Below are 15,605 nucleotides of genomic sequence, written 5' to 3'. Positions count from 1 at the left end.
TTTCTTCAACCCAGAGTAAAGGAATAAGGGGAGAGGGGATTTCTCCCCCCGATTTACTTTTACATGACGTCACAATAAGCGTGCGTCACGCTGACCTTAAATCCGACCCCTCTTAGATTTCGTGGGAAACTGTGAACCAACGCAGTGGGTTTGCGCACAATATGTACAGAATAACTTCGCATCCAGGGAAATACTGAAATTAGAAAAAGCATATGGCCTTAACAGATATTCAATAACTGGAGGGTATGCTCATGAACAGCAATATGTATTCAATGAACAATTTCGATTTCCTGGCCCGTAGTTTTGCCAGGATGCAAGCTGAGGGCCATCCCGTAGATATCCAGGCGATAACTGGGAATATGGATGAAGAACATCGTAGCTGGTTTTGCAAACGCTATGCGCTGTACTGCCAGCAGGCGACGGAGGCCAGGAAGCTAGAACTGGAACACTAACAGAAAAAACGGGCCTTGCGGCCCGTTGTCGTTTTTACTCTTGCGGATCGACTGACGGGATCGCGGGAGCAGGTTTAACTTCTGCCGTTTTTTCACGCGATTCCAGCTCAGTCAGACGTTGCTCAAGCAGCGCCAGCTTTTCACGGGTACGCAGCAAAACCTGAGTCTGTACATCAAACTCTTCACGGCTTACCAGATCCAGACGGGTCAGCTGTGACTGCAGAGTTTGACGAATTTTCTTCTCGACGTCTTCGCCAAACTCGCGGATCCCTTTCGGCATCGACTCGTGAACCTGACGAGCAATCTGCTCAATTTTTTTCGGGTCAATCATTGTGGTTTCCCTGAACTGGTACGTGTTGTTGCCTATTGTAGTGCGAACTGGCACAGGCATAAACCAGAATTGTGTGAAGCTAAGACGAGCAAAGGCGTTGATGAAGGTAATCAATAGCGTTATAGTTAACCCGCTTATTCTCAGGGCGGGGCGAAATTCCCCACCGGCGGTAAATCAACTCAGGTTGAAAGCCCGCGAGCGCTTTGGGTGCAAACTCAAAGGTCAGCAGATCCGGTGTAATTCCGGGGCCGACGGTTAGAGTCCGGATGGGAGAGAGTAACGATCCAGTCGGGCATGGACCCGCTCACGTTATTTTTTTGCCGCTTAGACGGTACTCCTAAGACTGCCCTGATTCTGGTAACCATAATTTTAGTGAGGTTTTTTTACCATGAATCAGACGCTACTTTCCTCTTTTGGTACGCCTTTCGAACGTGTTGAACTTGCGCTGTCTGCGCTGCGTGAAGGACGCGGTGTGATGGTGCTTGACGACGAAGATCGTGAAAACGAAGGCGATATGATTTTCCCGGCAGAAACCATGACTGTTGAACAGATGGCTCTGACCATTCGTCACGGCAGCGGTATTGTATGCCTGTGCATCACTGAAGACCGACGCAAACAGCTCGATCTGCCAATGATGGTGGAAAATAACACCAGCGCTTACGGTACCGGTTTTACCGTCACCATTGAAGCCGCAGAAGGCGTGACCACCGGCGTTTCCGCTGCGGACCGTGTTACTACGGTGCGTGCGGCAATTCAGGATGGCGCTAAACCTTCCGATCTTAACCGTCCGGGGCACGTTTTCCCGCTGCGTGCTCAGGCAGGTGGAGTGTTGACCCGCGGTGGTCACACTGAAGCAACCATCGACCTGATGACGCTGGCAGGGTTTAAACCGGCAGGCGTGCTGTGCGAACTGACCAATGACGATGGCACCATGGCGCGTGCGCCAGAATGTATCGAATTTGCCGGCAAGCATAATATGGCGGTAGTTACTATCGAAGACCTGGTGGCTTACCGTCAGGCGCATGAGCGCAAAGCAAGCTAATCGCAAATTACCACGTTAGTCGCGGTAAGCATAAAAAACCGAAGCTATCTTCCAGGCTTCGGTTTTTTTGTTTCTTGCTCCGATTATTTGGTTCTCACCCGCTTTAATGCCCATGCGCCGCTCATAATGACGAGCAACAGTAAGCACAAACTAAAGGCCAACAAACAGGCCTGCGCCATGTTCATAAAATGCCAAGGCGGGATCAGATACCAGCCTTCTGACTGCTGGTACAGATCGACAAACCACTTTTGCGTACTGCTGAGCGCCACGCCGTCGGGAACGATGGGAGCGTCATAGCCGCAATCTCCTGTGGGTTTAAACCACTCCGGTGCCCAGTTGGCCAGAGGCAAATTGAAAGGGAATGTCGGATCGGTGGAACATCCCTGTACGCCAAACAGCGAATCCGGGTCCGGGTTATGTACAGCATAATGAATGCTGTTAAGTTTGATGGAGAACTTAATGCCCAGGATGCTGCCGTAAAATGCCGCGATACAACCGATGAGCTTCAGAACAACATTTTTGGGGTTGATTGCCGCAATCAATCCGCCAAAAACCATCACCAGCATGGCAAAGCGAATGTAGACACATTGCTCGCAGGGGGCCATGTAGAGATAGATTTGGAAGAACGAGTGCGCCAGAATAATCAATCCACCCATTGCGCAAGCCATCAACAGCCACAGAAAGCGCTGTTCCTGCCATCTCACCAGGGTATCAACCGGTGTATTGCGTAAGTCTCGCCACGATCCTTTTATGAAAGCCATAGCCGGGTCCCTGTTTATTTTTTCGCGAGCTCTCTGACAAGCTCAGCCATGGAATCAATAGATTTGATATTTTTGGTGTAGATCAGGTATTTACCATTGACGACGTAAGCCGGAACGCCCTGGATTTTGGCGACATCATATGCTGCTTTCCATTTCTCCAGCGTTTGCTGGACGGCAGGATCCTTCAATGCCGCGTCAAAATCAGCCTGGCTCATGCCCGCTGCATCCAACCCTGTTTTGATGAATGAGGCGGGATCTTTACCCTCTGACCAGCGCTCTTTCTTATCGTGGTAGGCGGCGTAATAAGCGAACTTGGCTTTTTTAAACTGTGATTTGGCGTCAAACAATGAAATACCTGCAGCCATGTCCCTGGCAATCATTACGGCAAAGATTTCACTGGCCTGCTTACCGTATTCCCCTTTGGTTTCCAGATGAAACGGAGTGAAAGTAACGACATCGGAGACTTTGTCTGACACGGGCCCTGTCACGGCTTTATCATATTTGTAGCAAAATGGGCAGGCGTAACTGAATACTTTGATTAACGTCTTATCAGCATTGGGAATTGGTTTTTCCAGAACCATATAGTCAGTGCCTTCAGTAAACGCTGATGCTGCAAACGGTGAGGCCAGCGCGGCGGTTAATACCACACTTTTAAATAATGAAGTGATCCATTTAGATGACATAATTAATCCTTAATCTAATGTAATTATTTAAACATTTGGCGTGGATGAACCAGCAATGCACGGTAGTGAGTTTGATTTGGCTTATCGGACAGGACATTAATTTCGACTTTGACTTCTTTTGTTTTGTAGTCAATTTCGTTGATTTTGCCGATGGTTGGCTGTCCAACGTCAAATAAATTAATCGAACCACCAAAGCCAAACATGGTGTCACGATCCTTTTGATATTCGATAACCGAGGTGATAGGGCTATAAAAATCATAACCGCGCTCTTTTCCGTACTCCCAAATTTGCTGGACGGTCCCTTTTTTCTCGTCAATTTTATATTCGACGAAACGGGAGTATTTCATCGTTGGTAACGCTGGTTGTTCGAGTCCGCGGCCATCGCCGTTGTCAAAAATGGTAAGCGTTCCTTTGCTGGAGAGCCATGCGGTGTGTTGAGTGTAGGTAAAATCGAAATCGGTATTCTCGCACTTGCCATTTTCATCACATTTCAGTGCGTTGCCTTTATCATCAACCGGTTTTAACAGCTTGCTTGCCAGCGCCTTATTCCAGCCTTTAGACGGTGCAAGGATCCACTTAACCTGTTTATCGCGACCGATTTTGACAACCCCCTGATGGCGGGAAGAGATAATGATGGCGTCATCTTTGGCATCAAAGGCGATAGAGTTAACGTGCGCCCAGTTACGACCTGCACCCACTCCGAGGGCATCACCGTAGGGGGTATCTGGCTCCAGTTTTGCCTGCTGGCCGGCATGAGCGAGGTCCACGTTGACGCATACCGCGCCCGCATCCAACGCACCCAGCAGTGCATCACGCATCGGATCGAGAATTTTTGTCAGATCCCACACGTCGACAACACGACCGGATTTGTCGACTTCAATAATCTGGTCGCGAATAGTTTGTACGTGAATGCCATCTTCCTTGCGATAGTCGCGTTTACCCACGCGAAGCAGTACGGTGCCGTTCACCGTTTCGACGGACTCATGCGATGCGTCGAGGAATCCGCGCGGCAGCTTATGGTCGGCCAGAATCTGGCCCATCATATCGAACTCATACCAGTGCTGGCCCTGTACGGCGGTGAAGGTGCCGCGCGGTGTCTCCCGTATGCCCATCAGGTAACCGCGCTTGTTGATATCCATGTCATGACCGTCATAGAAAGTGTCCTGATCCAGCCACCAACGATATTCGCCTTCCGTATCAACGACAAAGGTAAAGGGTGCGATATCAAAGGGTAATGCGCCACCGGCCGGACCAGCATCCAGGATACCGGCATTTTTATCTTTTTCACCATGCCAGTGGAATTCTGCGCCCTGCGCGGTAAAGGTGTGGGTATTCACCAGATAGAGACGGTCTTCAAAGCCAGGTGCGACCTTTATAACGTTTGTTTGCTGTAAATCGGAAATAGAACGGTTATCCATGTAGTGATTAACGATGGCAGATGTTTGCACCACGTAATCTTCCTTGATGGCCTTGCCATTTTCTTTATATTCAACAGTGACCTTATTAGCGAACTTTTGATAAAGGCCAAAAATAGGAACCCCATCGTAGGTGGCGAGGGATTCTTTGCCGACGGTATAGGTAATTGGGACTCCTTTTTCACCTTTACCATGAACGGTAACTTTAACATCCGAAATAACGTGACTATCTAATTCAACCAGTGCGGTAAGAGGGGCGTTTCCGTATGGGTCAACGACTATCGCACCCAATTTTCCTGCGGGCTGGGCTGGTTGGAAACCTGCGGCAAATGAATTCCCTGCGGCAAAGCCAAACGTCAGTGCAAGCGTTCCGGCTAGAAGTGTTTTTCGGTACTGTGTAAACATGGATATATCTCCTTATATTATCTTTAAATATAACAGTGCTGAATATATTATGTTTTTACGATGTGAATATAATAAAAAATGGTATTGCTGATGCTACTTTTATGGTGAATATATTAATATTGATGAAATGTATTATTTTGCAGGTGCTAGTTTTTATTATTTTTGGGATGGTATGAGTGCGTTATTTTAAGGGCAATATTTATTATTGCGCAGTGTGATCTTGTCGACATTGTTTTATTTTTTATAACGGTGTTAACTATTTGCATAGCTGCTGGTTTATATGATCGAAATCATATATTTGTTTCTGGAATATGCCACTATAGGAGTATGTCAGAATAAGGTTGTGTAAAATTTTAACGTTAAATGTTTAATGATGTTAAATTTTAAGGGTAAAAGAATGTTTATCGCCTGGTACTGGATTGTATTAATTGCACTCGTTGCAGTTGGTTATTATTGCCATATGAAGCGTTATTGTCGGGCATTTCGGCAAGACCGGGATGCATTACTCGAGGCGCGAAACAAACTCTTTCGTCATTCTGGCGAAGATAACAGCGCGGTTAAGGAACAGGAATAGTCCTTCACGTTCTGCTATGGATGAGCGGATGCTGTAAATTAGCAGGGTGGCATCCGCCCTCTGAATTAGCCGATCCCCATGGACTGGAGGATGACAAGACTTAACCCCATCACCGACATTCCACAAAGTACCCCATAGCTGGGATTATTATTCGGGTCGATCTCTTTTGCCAACGGCATTAGCTCATCGACGGACAGCGCCACCATAATTCCTGCGACTGCTGCCATTATTGCCGCCATCACTACCGGTGAGATCAGGCTCCCCAGAATTAACCACGCCAGTACGCCGCCCAGGATTTCCGCCATGCCCGAGATCCCGGCCCAGAATATCGCCGTCCGTTTGGAGCCCGTGGCTGCATAGACTGGACCCGCAACGGCTAATCCTTCAGGAATATTGTGTAATGCGACGGCAAGGGCAATACCAAAGCCCAGCTCGAGGTTGCTGCTGGCGGTAACAAACGTCGCTATCCCTTCCGGGAAGTTGTGCAGGCTAATGCCGAGCGTTAATAAAATCGCGGTACGTTTAATGGAGCCGGGCAGAGGCCGCGTGGTTTTCTGTACCAGATCCTGAGGGTGCGCATGCGGCAATAGGCGGTCCAGGCCAAAGTATCCCAGTAAGCCAACGATAAACATTCCGTAGCCCAATACCGGCGACATACCTTCAGCAGCCAGTGCGGCTGGGAGCATCTCCATCAGTGAGATCAGTAACATAATCCCTGCGGCGAAGCCTAACGAAAAGGCGAGCACGCGGTTGGAGGGTTTTTGCCCTAACACGCCGAGAAATGCGCCGATAAACGTGGCGGCGCCTGCCAGTAAAGTCAGAAGTAAAGGTACTGACATCGACAAATAAAACTCCTTATCAATCTGCTGTCCGGGCCGGATCGTCAAAATAACTGATGATCTTCATCATGGTTATCTGAGTTCTTCATCAGCCGAATAAGCGTATTGTGGTGGTATCAAAATGACTCCCTCAGTAAGGATATCATCATGTCTTCAACTCGTATGCCAGCATTGTTTTTGGGCCACGGTAGCCCGATGAATGTTCTGGAAGATAACGTTTATACCCGCGCCTGGCAGCAACTGGGGGAAACGTTGCCGCGCCCGAAAGCCATTGTGGTGGTCTCGGCGCATTGGTTCACTCGTGGCACGGGCGTGACGGCGATGGAAGCGCCTAAAACAATCCACGATTTTGGCGGTTTTCCGCAGGCGCTGTATGACACCCATTACCCGGCTCCTGGATCACCGGAACTGGCGCAGCATCTGGTTGACTTGCTGGCCCCGGTGCCCGTTACCTTAGACAAAGAGGCGTGGGGTTTTGACCACGGTTCATGGGGCGTGCTGATCAAGATGTACCCGCATGCGGATATTCCGATGGTGCAGCTGAGCATTGACAGTACCAAACCTGCGGCCTGGCATTTTGAAATTGGCCGCAAGCTGGCGGCACTGCGTGATGAGGGCATTATGCTGGTAGCCAGCGGCAACGTGGTGCATAACCTGCGCACTGCGCGTTGGCACGGTGAGAACACGCCATATCCGTGGGCGACCTCATTCAACGAATATGTTAAAGCAAACCTGACATGGCAGGGACCGGTTGAACAGCACCCGCTGGTGAACTATCTCGATCATGAAGGGGGATCGTTATCGAATCCGACACCGGATCACTATCTGCCGCTGCTGTATGTATTAGGTGCCTGGGACGGCAAAGAGCCGGTGACTATTCCTGTTGACGGGATTGAGATGGGAAGTTTGAGTATGTTGTCGGTGCAGGTCGGATGATAAATGCGCCCGATGGCGCTGCGCTTATCGAGCCTACAGTTCGTGCTGTAGGCCGGGTAAGACGCAGCCACCACCCGGCACTCTCAGTCATTCGACAAAAATATGCGGATAGAAACGCGAGAGATCCTGCGTGATCAACGCGCGGTCTTCGCGAATGCCGATGCCAGCTGGTTGATCGTTGATTAGCCAGCTGCCGATCAACATATAGCTGTCGCCAAACTTCGGTAGCTGATGGAATTGCTGCACGATCATACCTTCTTCGCCGTACGGCCCTTCCACTGCTTCGATCGTTTTACCGTTTTCGATAATGGAAACGTTCGCGCCTTCACGTGAGAAGATCGGCTTTACGACGAATTTATCCATCTGAGGATAGTCATCTTCGGCGAAATACGCAGGCAGCAGATTCGGATGATCCGGGAACATTTCCCACAACAGCGGTAATAACGCTTTGTTGGAGATGATGCTCTTCCAGGCTGGTTCCAGCCAGCGAACGCCAGCGTCTTCCAGCTTGGTGGAGAACATTTCGCGCAGCATGAATTCCCACGGATAGAGCTTGAACAGGTTAGCAATGACCTGATCCTGCATATCCGTGAACTGACCTTTTTCACCAAGACCAATATCTTCGACATAGAGGAATTCAGTGGCGATTTCAGCTTCGGCAGCGCAATCCTGCAGATACTGGATCGTTCCGCGGTCTTCCACCGTATCGCGACAACAGGTCAGATGTAGCAACTGAAAACCATACTGCTCACGCAGCTCGGCGAAACGCTCGATCAGCTTTTCCTGCAGACTGTTGAATTGATCGCTGCCTTCCGGCAGGTTGCCTGCATTGAGTTGGTCTTCCAGCCAGATCCACTGGAAAAACGCAGCTTCGTACAGAGAGGTTGGCGTATCGGCGTTGTTTTCTAACAGCTTAGGCTCGCCCGTGCCGTCCCACGCCAGATCGAGACGCGAATAGAGCGACGGTTGCTGTGTCTGCCAGGACTGGCGGACAAAGCCCCAGGTATGCTTCGGAATGCGAAACTTGGTCATCAGCTCATCGCTGGCGATGACCCTTTCCACCACTTTGAGGCACATTTGATGCAGCTCTGCGGTGACCTCTTCCAGCTTTTCTACCTGAGCAAGCGTGAGCTTATAATACGCATCCTCACACCAGTACGGCTCGCCGTACATAGTGTGAAAGTTGAAACCGTATTCGGTGGCTTTATCGCGCCAGTCCGGGCGCTCAACAATACTGACTCTTTCCATGACGATCAGCCGCCCATTGAACGTGTGGTAGTACCGCTTGCGCTACGCTGCATGGTGCTCTGTTTAGCCACAGATTCGCCAAATCCGCCGCGGGTTACGGTAGAGGTGGTAGCCGGTTTCGGCACCATGGCGGTTTTCGGTACGGTCATGGTGCGACCCGGCGTTGCGGCGCCGTAGTTTTTGCCGCCGGCATCCGTATATTTGCCGTATGCCGGGCTGGCCGGATTTTTCGAGCTGAACAGCGGCTGCTGAGCGCCCATACCGCCACCCATCATGCGGCCCATCATATAGCCTGCCATCAGCGGCATCCAGAAGCTGCCGCTGCTTTGATTCTGCGCCTGAGCCTGGCCTTCACCGGTCGGCGCCATGCCCGCTTGTGCAGGTGCCTGCTGGCACTGGCCTTCGCCGAATTCAGCGATACAGTCTTCGCGAGTGGCGTATTTTGGCGCGGTGCGTTCAGCTTCTTTCAGCGCATTGTTAAACGCGGTGGTACATTCGGCGCTTTTACCCGGATTAGCTGCAGAGCAGTCGTCCGCGTTCTGATAAAGCGAAACCGTTTCGTCACTCTTTTCACAGCCCGCGAGCATAAAAACAGCGGTAACTGCCAGAGCGACAGGAGTAAGGTGGCGCGCGCTCCAGCTTTTGCGGAACGAGGCGTGATGTATAGATTTTGTCCGTTTCATTTATGTCTTCCAGGACCCAGTGGTAACTCTGCTCAGAATAGAGGATGACTGGTCGAAATTGAAGCGGGAAGAGGCGAGAATGCGGAAGAAGGGGCGGATCTTTACGTTGCCTTACGTTCAGACGGGGCCGAAGCCCCGTCATCAGCATCAGTTACGGAACGGGTTGTTACCGTTGCTGCTGGTTGAACGTGCAGCCGTTGGTTGAGCCGCAGGCATATTGCCGTTGCTGTTAAAGTCATTCACCGCGGCATCTTGCTGCGGATTTTGCGGCGCAACGTTATCCGGAGAAGTCGGGATCGGTTTACCCAGCGTATTGTTCAGCGCCACCAGATCCTGCTCGTTCAGCGTACCGAGCGCAGATTTGACGTTAAGCTGGTTGATAAGATAGGTATAACGCGCATTCGCCAGTTGCTGCTTGGCGTTGTACAGCGTGGTGGTGGCATCCAACACATCCACGATGGTACGGGTACCTACGGAATAGCCTGCTTCCATCGCATCTAAAGAGCTTTGGGCAGAGACAACCGCTTGTTTGTACGCGTTAATGCTACTGATAGAAGCATTAATGTTGTTGAACGAAGAACGCACGGTTTGCACCACGCTGCGGTGCGCGCTTTCCAGTTGTTCGCTCGCGCCAACAAAGTTGTACTGCGCTTGTTTCACCTGCGAGTTAACCATCCCGCCCTGGTACAGCGGCAGCGAGAAGTTCAGACCGATTTTGTTCTGGCCCATGTTGCTGTCGTCATACTGGGAGGTGTTGGTTTTCGACCCGTTGTAGGAGGTGTCAGAAACGCCGGTAGAGGCGGTCAAACCCAGCGTCGGTAAGTGACCATCCTGCGCCAGACGAATCTGTTCACGCGCCAGATCCTGGCTCAAACGCGCCTGCAATAATGAGAGGTTGCGGTTTTCTGCTTCTTTCAGCAGCGCGTTCACCGCCTGCGGTTTGTTGGTTTTAAAGCCATCAACGTTCAGCGAAGCCAGTTCCGGGTAGTAGTTACCGGTCACCTGGCGCAGCTGTTCTACCGCGTTGTCGAGATTGTTACGCGCGGTCACTTCGTTCGCCAGTACGGTATCGTATTGTGAACGGGCGTTCTGTACGTCAGTGATGGCGACCAGGCCCACGTTAAAACGCTGTGTGGTCTGATCTAACTGACGATAGACCGCATCTTTCTGTGCCTGAGTGTAAGACAGCACGTCAATCGCGTTCAGTACGTTAAAATAAGCGGTAGCGGTATTCAGGATCAGCGTTTGCTGATCGGTCTGATACGTTACGTCCTGGATGCCTGCTGATTTTTCTTGCAGCGTCAGGGCACGCCATTTAGACATGTCGAACAGCGTCTGAGTCAATTGTAATGACGCGCTGGTTGCGTTGGAGTTGACGCCATTTGCATCACGGTAGCCATTGCTGTAGGTGTAATCGGCACCTAAACCTAGTTGCGGCAGTAATGGGCTACGCGCTTCGTTAATTTTTTCGAATGCAGCATCGCGATCGGCGGCGGATTTACGCAATTCCGGGTTGCTCAGGCGTGCTTGCTGATAAACCTGCATCAGGTTTTCTGCCTGGCTCAAAGTAGTGAACCCCGACAGGCTCAGGCCGATAAGGATGGGGAGCAATTTCTTCATTTGCATTCCTTGTTGTGAAGCAGTATTTAGCGCTGATCAAATTGTAAAAATATTTGCTGATTCTAGCAGAATCCGCCACTTCAAAAAGTTGGCGTTACGTGCCATACGGCGTTAATTTGCATCAATTTAACACAAGGGCGTTCAAACATCAGTCAAACGAACTTGAAATTCACATTTTAATCACTATTGGTTTCAGGACAGCACAATGCGTAAACCAGACAACTTGCCAATGACTTTCACTAAAAATGATGTAGAAATTATTGCACGAGAAACGCTATACCGCGGTTTTTTTTCACTGGATCTTTATCGGTTCCGCCATCGCCTGTTTAACGGTGGTATGAGCGGTGAGGTAAAGCGCGAAATTTTTGAGCGCGGACACGCGGCAGTCTTGCTACCCTTTGACCCTGAGCGGGACGAAGTTGTTCTGGTCGAGCAGATCCGTATCGCGGCGTTTGATACCAGCGAAAGCCCGTGGCTCCTGGAAATGGTGGCCGGAATGATTGAAGAGGGCGAAACCGTTGAGGATGTGGCTCGTCGTGAAGCGATGGAGGAGGCTGGGCTGGAAGTTAAACGTACCAAGCCCGTTCTGAGCTATCTGGCAAGCCCTGGCGGCACCAGTGAGCGCCTGTCTATTTTAGTTGGCGAAGTGGACGCCACGACCGCGAGCGGGATCCACGGTCTGGCTGATGAAAACGAAGATATTCGTGTTCATGTGGTGAGCCGGGAGCAGGCTTATCAATGGGTTGAAGAGGGGAAAATCGACAACGCGGCTTCTGTCATCGCCTTGCAATGGTTACAGCTGCACTATCAAGAGTTAAAAACTGAGTGGAAAAAATGAAGCGTTACACACCTGACTTCCCTGAAATGATGCGCCTGTGCGAAACCAACTATTCGCAATTGCGCCGCCTGCTGCCACGTAATGATGCAGCCGGTGAAACAGTGAGCTATCAGGTAGCAAACGCACAATATCGGTTAACGATCGTTGAATCGACCCGATACACTACGCTTGTCGCGATCGAACAAACGGCACCCGCGGTCACTTACTGGAGCCTGCCGTCATTGACAGTCCGCCTGTATCATGACGCGAGGGTGGCCGAAGTGTGTTCGAGTCAGCAGATCTTTCGCTTCAAAGCGCTGTATGATTATCCAAATAAAAAGTTGCATCAACGCGACGAAAAGCATCAAATTAATCAGTTTCTGGCCGACTGGTTACGGTACTGTTTAGCACATGGAGCGATGGCGATTCCGGTTTATTAGCGTCGTGAAACCTAAGGACACCATTTGGAAAGCCTGTTAACCCTTCCTTTGGCTGGTGAGGCCAGAGTCAGGATCTTACAAATTACAGACACTCACCTGTTTGCCGAAAAGCATGAAACGCTGCTGGGTGTAAACACCTGGGACAGCTATCAATCCGTACTGGATGCAATACATGCAGAGTCGCCTGAATACGATCTGATCGTCGCGACTGGTGATTTGGCGCAGGACCAATCCGCTGCGGCCTATCAGCATTTTGCTGAGGGCATCGCAAGCTTTCGTGCGCCCTGCGTTTGGCTACCGGGCAATCACGATTTTCAGCCGGCAATGTACAGCGCGCTACAGGACGCGGGGATCTCACCCGCTAAACGCGTCTTTATTGGTGAACAGTGGCAAATCCTGTTGCTGGACAGCCAGGTGTTCGGCGTTCCCCACGGTGAATTAAGCGAATTTCAGCTCGAATGGCTGGAACGTAAACTTGCCGATGCGCCTGAGCGCAATACTTTGCTGCTTCTGCATCATCATCCTCTGCCGGCAGGCTGTAGCTGGCTCGATCAGCATAGCCTGCGTAATGCCGCAGAGCTGGATAACGTGCTGGTGAATTATCCTCGTGCCAAGTATTTGTTGTGTGGGCATATTCATCAGGAACTGGATTTGGACTGGAACGGACGCCGCCTGCTGGCGACGCCGTCGACCTGTGTGCAGTTTAAGCCACACTGTTCCAACTTCACGTTAGATACCATCAGCCCCGGCTGGCGGACGCTGGAGCTTTTTGCTGACGGGACGTTGCAGACGCAGGTACGCCGTCTGCAGGGTAATCGGTTCCACCCTGATACCGCTTCAGAAGGCTACTGATGTCTACGCTTCTTTATCTTCACGGATTTAATAGTTCTCCTCGTTCGGCGAAGGCATGTTTGCTGAAAAACTGGCTGGCGGAGCATCATCCGCACGTTGAGATGATCGTACCCCAACTGCCACCGTATCCGGCCCAGGCCGCAGAGATGCTGGAATCGATCATTCTCGAACATGGCGGAGAGTCGCTGGGAATTGTCGGTTCCTCGCTGGGAGGCTATTACGCCACCTGGCTGTCGCAATGTTTTATGCTGCCCGCGGTGGTGGTGAACCCTGCTGTCCGACCTTATGAACTGCTGGTCGACTATCTCGGTCAAAATGAGAACCCCTACACGGGGCAGCAATATGTGCTAGAGTCACGCCATATTTACGATCTTAAAGTCATGCAGATTGACCCGCTGGAAGCGCCGGATTTGATCTGGCTGCTTCAACAAACGGGCGATGAAGTGTTGGACTACCGCCAGGCGGTGGCGTATTACGCCTCCTGCCGCCAGACAGTTATTGAGGGCGGAAACCACGCATTCACGGGCTTCGAAGATTATTTCAACCCGATTGTCGATTTCCTTGGACTGCACAGTTTCTGACGATCAATTCGAATTGCTTATTTAAACCATGACGCAAACTTATAACGCTGATGCCATTGAGGTACTCACTGGGCTTGAGCCGGTACGCCGTCGCCCGGGGATGTACACCGATACAACCCGTCCGAACCATCTTGGACAGGAAGTGATTGATAACAGTGTGGATGAAGCACTGGCGGGCCACGCAAAACGCGTGGACGTGATTTTACATGCCGACCAGTCTCTGGAAGTTATTGATGATGGCCGCGGCATGCCGGTAGACATTCACCCTGAAGAGGGCGTTCCGGCGGTAGAGCTGATCCTCTGTCGTCTGCACGCGGGCGGTAAGTTCTCCAACAAAAACTATCAGTTCTCTGGTGGTTTACATGGGGTGGGGATCTCCGTGGTCAACGCCCTGTCGAAGCGTGTGGAAGTGAATGTGCGCCGCGACGGGCAGGTGTACAACATCGCGTTTGAGAACGGCGATAAGGTGCAAGATTTACAGGTTGTCGGTACCTGCGGTAAACGCAATACCGGAACCAGCGTGCACTTCTGGCCGGATGAAAGCTTCTTTGACAGCCCGCGTTTTTCCGTTTCGCGCTTAACGCACGTACTGAAAGCCAAAGCTGTGCTGTGCCCAGGCGTTGAGATCACCTTTAAGGATGAGGTCAATAACAGTGAACAGCGCTGGTGCTACCAGGATGGCCTGAATGACTATCTGAGCGAAGCGGTAAATGGCCTGCCGACGCTGCCGGAAAAACCGTTTATCGGTAATTTCAGCGGTGAAACAGAAACCGTGGACTGGGCGCTGCTCTGGCTGCCGGAAGGCGGCGAGCTGCTGACTGAAAGCTATGTGAACCTGATCCCAACCATGCAGGGCGGTACGCACGTTAACGGCCTGCGCCAGGGTTTGCTGGATGCAATGCGCGAGTTCTGTGAATACCGCAATATTCTGCCGCGCGGTGTGAAGCTGTCGGCGGAAGATATCTGGGATCGCTGTGCTTACGTGCTGTCAGTAAAAATGCAGGATCCGCAGTTTGCCGGACAAACCAAAGAGCGCCTCTCTTCGCGGCAGTGCGCGGCATTCGTCTCTGGCGTGGTGAAAGATGCTTTCAGCCTGTGGCTGAACCAGAACGTGCAATCAGCCGAACTGCTGGCTGAGATGGCGATTTCCAGCGCCCAGCGTCGTCTGCGTGCGGCGAAAAAAGTGGTGCGTAAGAAGTTGACCAGCGGTCCGGCGTTGCCGGGGAAACTGGCGGACTGTACTGCACAGGATCTTAATCGCACCGAACTGTTCCTCGTCGAAGGTGACTCGGCGGGCGGATCGGCGAAACAGGCGCGCGATCGTGAATATCAGGCGATCATGCCGCTGAAAGGTAAGATCCTCAACACCTGGGAAGTCTCTTCCGATGAAGTGTTGGCTTCGCAGGAAGTTCACGATATTTCGGTGGCGATCGGCATCGATCCGGACAGTGATGATCTGAGCCAGCTGCGCTACGGTAAGATCTGTATTCTGGCGGATGCGGACTCCGATGGTTTGCACATCGCCACGCTGCTGTGCGCGCTGTTTGTGAAACACTTCCGTACGCTGGTGAAACACGGTCACGTCTATGTGGCGCTGCCGCCGTTATACCGTATTGACCTCGGTAAAGAGGTGTATTACGCGCTGACGGAAGAAGAGAAAGCGGGCGTGCTGGAGCAGTTAAAGCGCAAGAAAGGCAAGCCGAACGTGCAGCGCTTTAAAGGTCTGGGTGAAATGAACCCGATGCAGCTGCGTGAAACCACGCTGGATCCGAATACCCGCCGCCTGGTGCAGCTCATCATCGATGACGAAGACGATCAGCGTACCAACGCAATGATGGATATGCTGCTGGCCAAGAAGCGTTCTGAAGATCGCCGTAACTGGTTGCAGGAGAAAGGCGACCTGGCGGATCTCGAAGGGTAATTGAC

General features: G+C 51.4%; 17 protein-coding genes and 1 riboswitch. Of the genes, 9 read left to right on the top strand and 8 right to left on the bottom strand.

Features of this window, described 5'->3' with window-relative positions:
- The first annotated feature begins 245 nt into the window (after positions 1-245).
- Entirely contained in the window at positions 246-452 is a 207-nt protein-coding gene (gene glgS / locus HV334_RS20905) for a cell surface composition regulator GlgS (protein ID WP_019077704.1), read from the top strand.
- 34 nt (positions 453-486) lie between these two features.
- Here glgS and ubiK read toward each other — a convergent pair whose 3' ends face one another.
- Complete coding sequence (gene ubiK / locus HV334_RS20900) at positions 487-783, bottom strand: ubiquinone biosynthesis accessory factor UbiK (protein WP_003024618.1); 297 nt, start codon at positions 781-783, stop codon at positions 487-489.
- Positions 784-915: 132 nt separating this feature from the next.
- Positions 916-1,065: riboswitch (FMN riboswitch) on the top strand.
- A gap of 106 nt (positions 1,066-1,171) precedes the next feature.
- Here ubiK and ribB point away from each other — a divergent pair.
- Complete coding sequence (gene ribB / locus HV334_RS20895) at positions 1,172-1,825, top strand: 3,4-dihydroxy-2-butanone-4-phosphate synthase (protein WP_016154529.1); 654 nt, start codon at positions 1,172-1,174, stop codon at positions 1,823-1,825.
- Between the two features lie 83 nt (positions 1,826-1,908).
- Here the strand turns inward: ribB and dsbI are convergent, their stop codons facing one another.
- Genes dsbI through HV334_RS20880 form a run of 3 tightly spaced genes read right to left on the bottom strand, consistent with a single transcriptional unit; the run spans position 1,909 to position 5,089 of the window.
- The gene (gene dsbI, locus HV334_RS20890) at positions 1,909-2,586 is read right to left on the bottom strand and encodes a protein-disulfide oxidoreductase DsbI (protein WP_049283281.1); all 678 of its coding nucleotides are present in this window, start codon (positions 2,584-2,586) and stop codon (positions 1,909-1,911) included.
- Between the two features lie 14 nt (positions 2,587-2,600).
- Entirely contained in the window at positions 2,601-3,269 is a 669-nt protein-coding gene (locus tag HV334_RS20885; RefSeq protein ID WP_049283280.1) for a thiol:disulfide interchange protein DsbA/DsbL, read from the bottom strand.
- A 23-nt stretch (positions 3,270-3,292) separates the two neighbouring features.
- Positions 3,293-5,089, bottom strand: coding sequence for an aryl-sulfate sulfotransferase (locus HV334_RS20880; RefSeq protein ID WP_016157489.1), 1,797 nt, complete (start codon positions 5,087-5,089; stop codon positions 3,293-3,295).
- Positions 5,090-5,486: 397 nt separating this feature from the next.
- On the opposite strand from HV334_RS20880, the gene HV334_RS25465 reads away from it, so the two are divergent.
- A complete protein-coding gene (locus tag HV334_RS25465; protein ID WP_072033368.1) occupies positions 5,487-5,663 on the top strand; it encodes a hypothetical protein in 177 nt (58 codons plus the stop codon).
- 65 nt (positions 5,664-5,728) lie between these two features.
- Here HV334_RS25465 and zupT read toward each other — a convergent pair whose 3' ends face one another.
- Positions 5,729-6,502, bottom strand: coding sequence for a zinc transporter ZupT (gene zupT / locus HV334_RS20875; protein WP_016157488.1), 774 nt, complete (start codon positions 6,500-6,502; stop codon positions 5,729-5,731).
- Between the two features lie 147 nt (positions 6,503-6,649).
- On the opposite strand from zupT, the gene ygiD reads away from it, so the two are divergent.
- Positions 6,650-7,438: a 4,5-DOPA dioxygenase extradiol gene (gene ygiD, locus HV334_RS20870; RefSeq protein WP_016154523.1), complete on the top strand. Its 789-nt coding sequence runs from the start codon at positions 6,650-6,652 to the stop codon at positions 7,436-7,438.
- An 87-nt stretch (positions 7,439-7,525) separates the two neighbouring features.
- Here the strand turns inward: ygiD and HV334_RS20865 are convergent, their stop codons facing one another.
- From HV334_RS20865 to tolC, 3 genes are all read right to left on the bottom strand, one after another.
- Positions 7,526-8,686 carry a glutathionylspermidine synthase family protein gene (locus HV334_RS20865; protein ID WP_016154522.1) on the bottom strand — a complete coding sequence of 387 codons (1,161 nt, stop codon included), beginning with the start codon at positions 8,684-8,686 and terminating at the stop codon, positions 7,526-7,528.
- A 5-nt stretch (positions 8,687-8,691) separates the two neighbouring features.
- On the bottom strand, positions 8,692-9,369 hold the full coding sequence (locus tag HV334_RS20860; protein ID WP_181220856.1) for a DUF1190 family protein: 678 nt from the start codon (positions 9,367-9,369) through the stop codon (positions 8,692-8,694).
- Positions 9,370-9,516: 147 nt separating this feature from the next.
- Positions 9,517-10,995, bottom strand: a complete 1,479-nt coding sequence (gene tolC / locus HV334_RS20855; protein WP_100250039.1) for an outer membrane channel protein TolC — start codon at positions 10,993-10,995, stop codon at positions 9,517-9,519.
- Between the two features lie 199 nt (positions 10,996-11,194).
- Here tolC and nudF point away from each other — a divergent pair, with 199 nt between their 5' ends.
- Genes nudF through parE form a run of 5 tightly spaced genes read left to right on the top strand, consistent with a single transcriptional unit; the run spans position 11,195 to position 15,600 of the window.
- Positions 11,195-11,827, top strand: coding sequence for an ADP-ribose diphosphatase (gene nudF / locus HV334_RS20850; RefSeq protein ID WP_016154519.1), 633 nt, complete (start codon positions 11,195-11,197; stop codon positions 11,825-11,827).
- Positions 11,824-12,246, top strand: a complete 423-nt coding sequence (locus HV334_RS20845; RefSeq protein ID WP_181220855.1) for a DUF1249 family protein — start codon at positions 11,824-11,826, stop codon at positions 12,244-12,246. The genes nudF and HV334_RS20845 overlap by 4 nt, the downstream gene beginning before the upstream one ends.
- Positions 12,247-12,270: 24 nt before the next feature.
- Positions 12,271-13,098: a 3',5'-cyclic-AMP phosphodiesterase gene (cpdA, locus tag HV334_RS20840; RefSeq protein WP_016154517.1), complete on the top strand. Its 828-nt coding sequence runs from the start codon at positions 12,271-12,273 to the stop codon at positions 13,096-13,098.
- Positions 13,098-13,679, top strand: coding sequence for an esterase YqiA (gene yqiA, locus HV334_RS20835; protein ID WP_003024575.1), 582 nt, complete (start codon positions 13,098-13,100; stop codon positions 13,677-13,679). The genes cpdA and yqiA overlap by 1 nt, the downstream gene beginning before the upstream one ends.
- 28 nt (positions 13,680-13,707) lie before the next feature.
- On the top strand, positions 13,708-15,600 hold the full coding sequence (parE, locus tag HV334_RS20830) for a DNA topoisomerase IV subunit B (RefSeq protein ID WP_003024571.1): 1,893 nt from the start codon (positions 13,708-13,710) through the stop codon (positions 15,598-15,600).
- The last annotated feature ends 5 nt before the right edge of the window (positions 15,601-15,605 follow it).

Source organism: Citrobacter sp. RHBSTW-00944 (assembly GCF_013615435.1).
GTDB classification, from domain to species: domain Bacteria; phylum Pseudomonadota; class Gammaproteobacteria; order Enterobacterales; family Enterobacteriaceae; genus Citrobacter; species Citrobacter braakii.
Note: the sequence above shows the minus strand (reverse complement) of the source record. Positions and strands in the feature narration are given on the sequence as shown.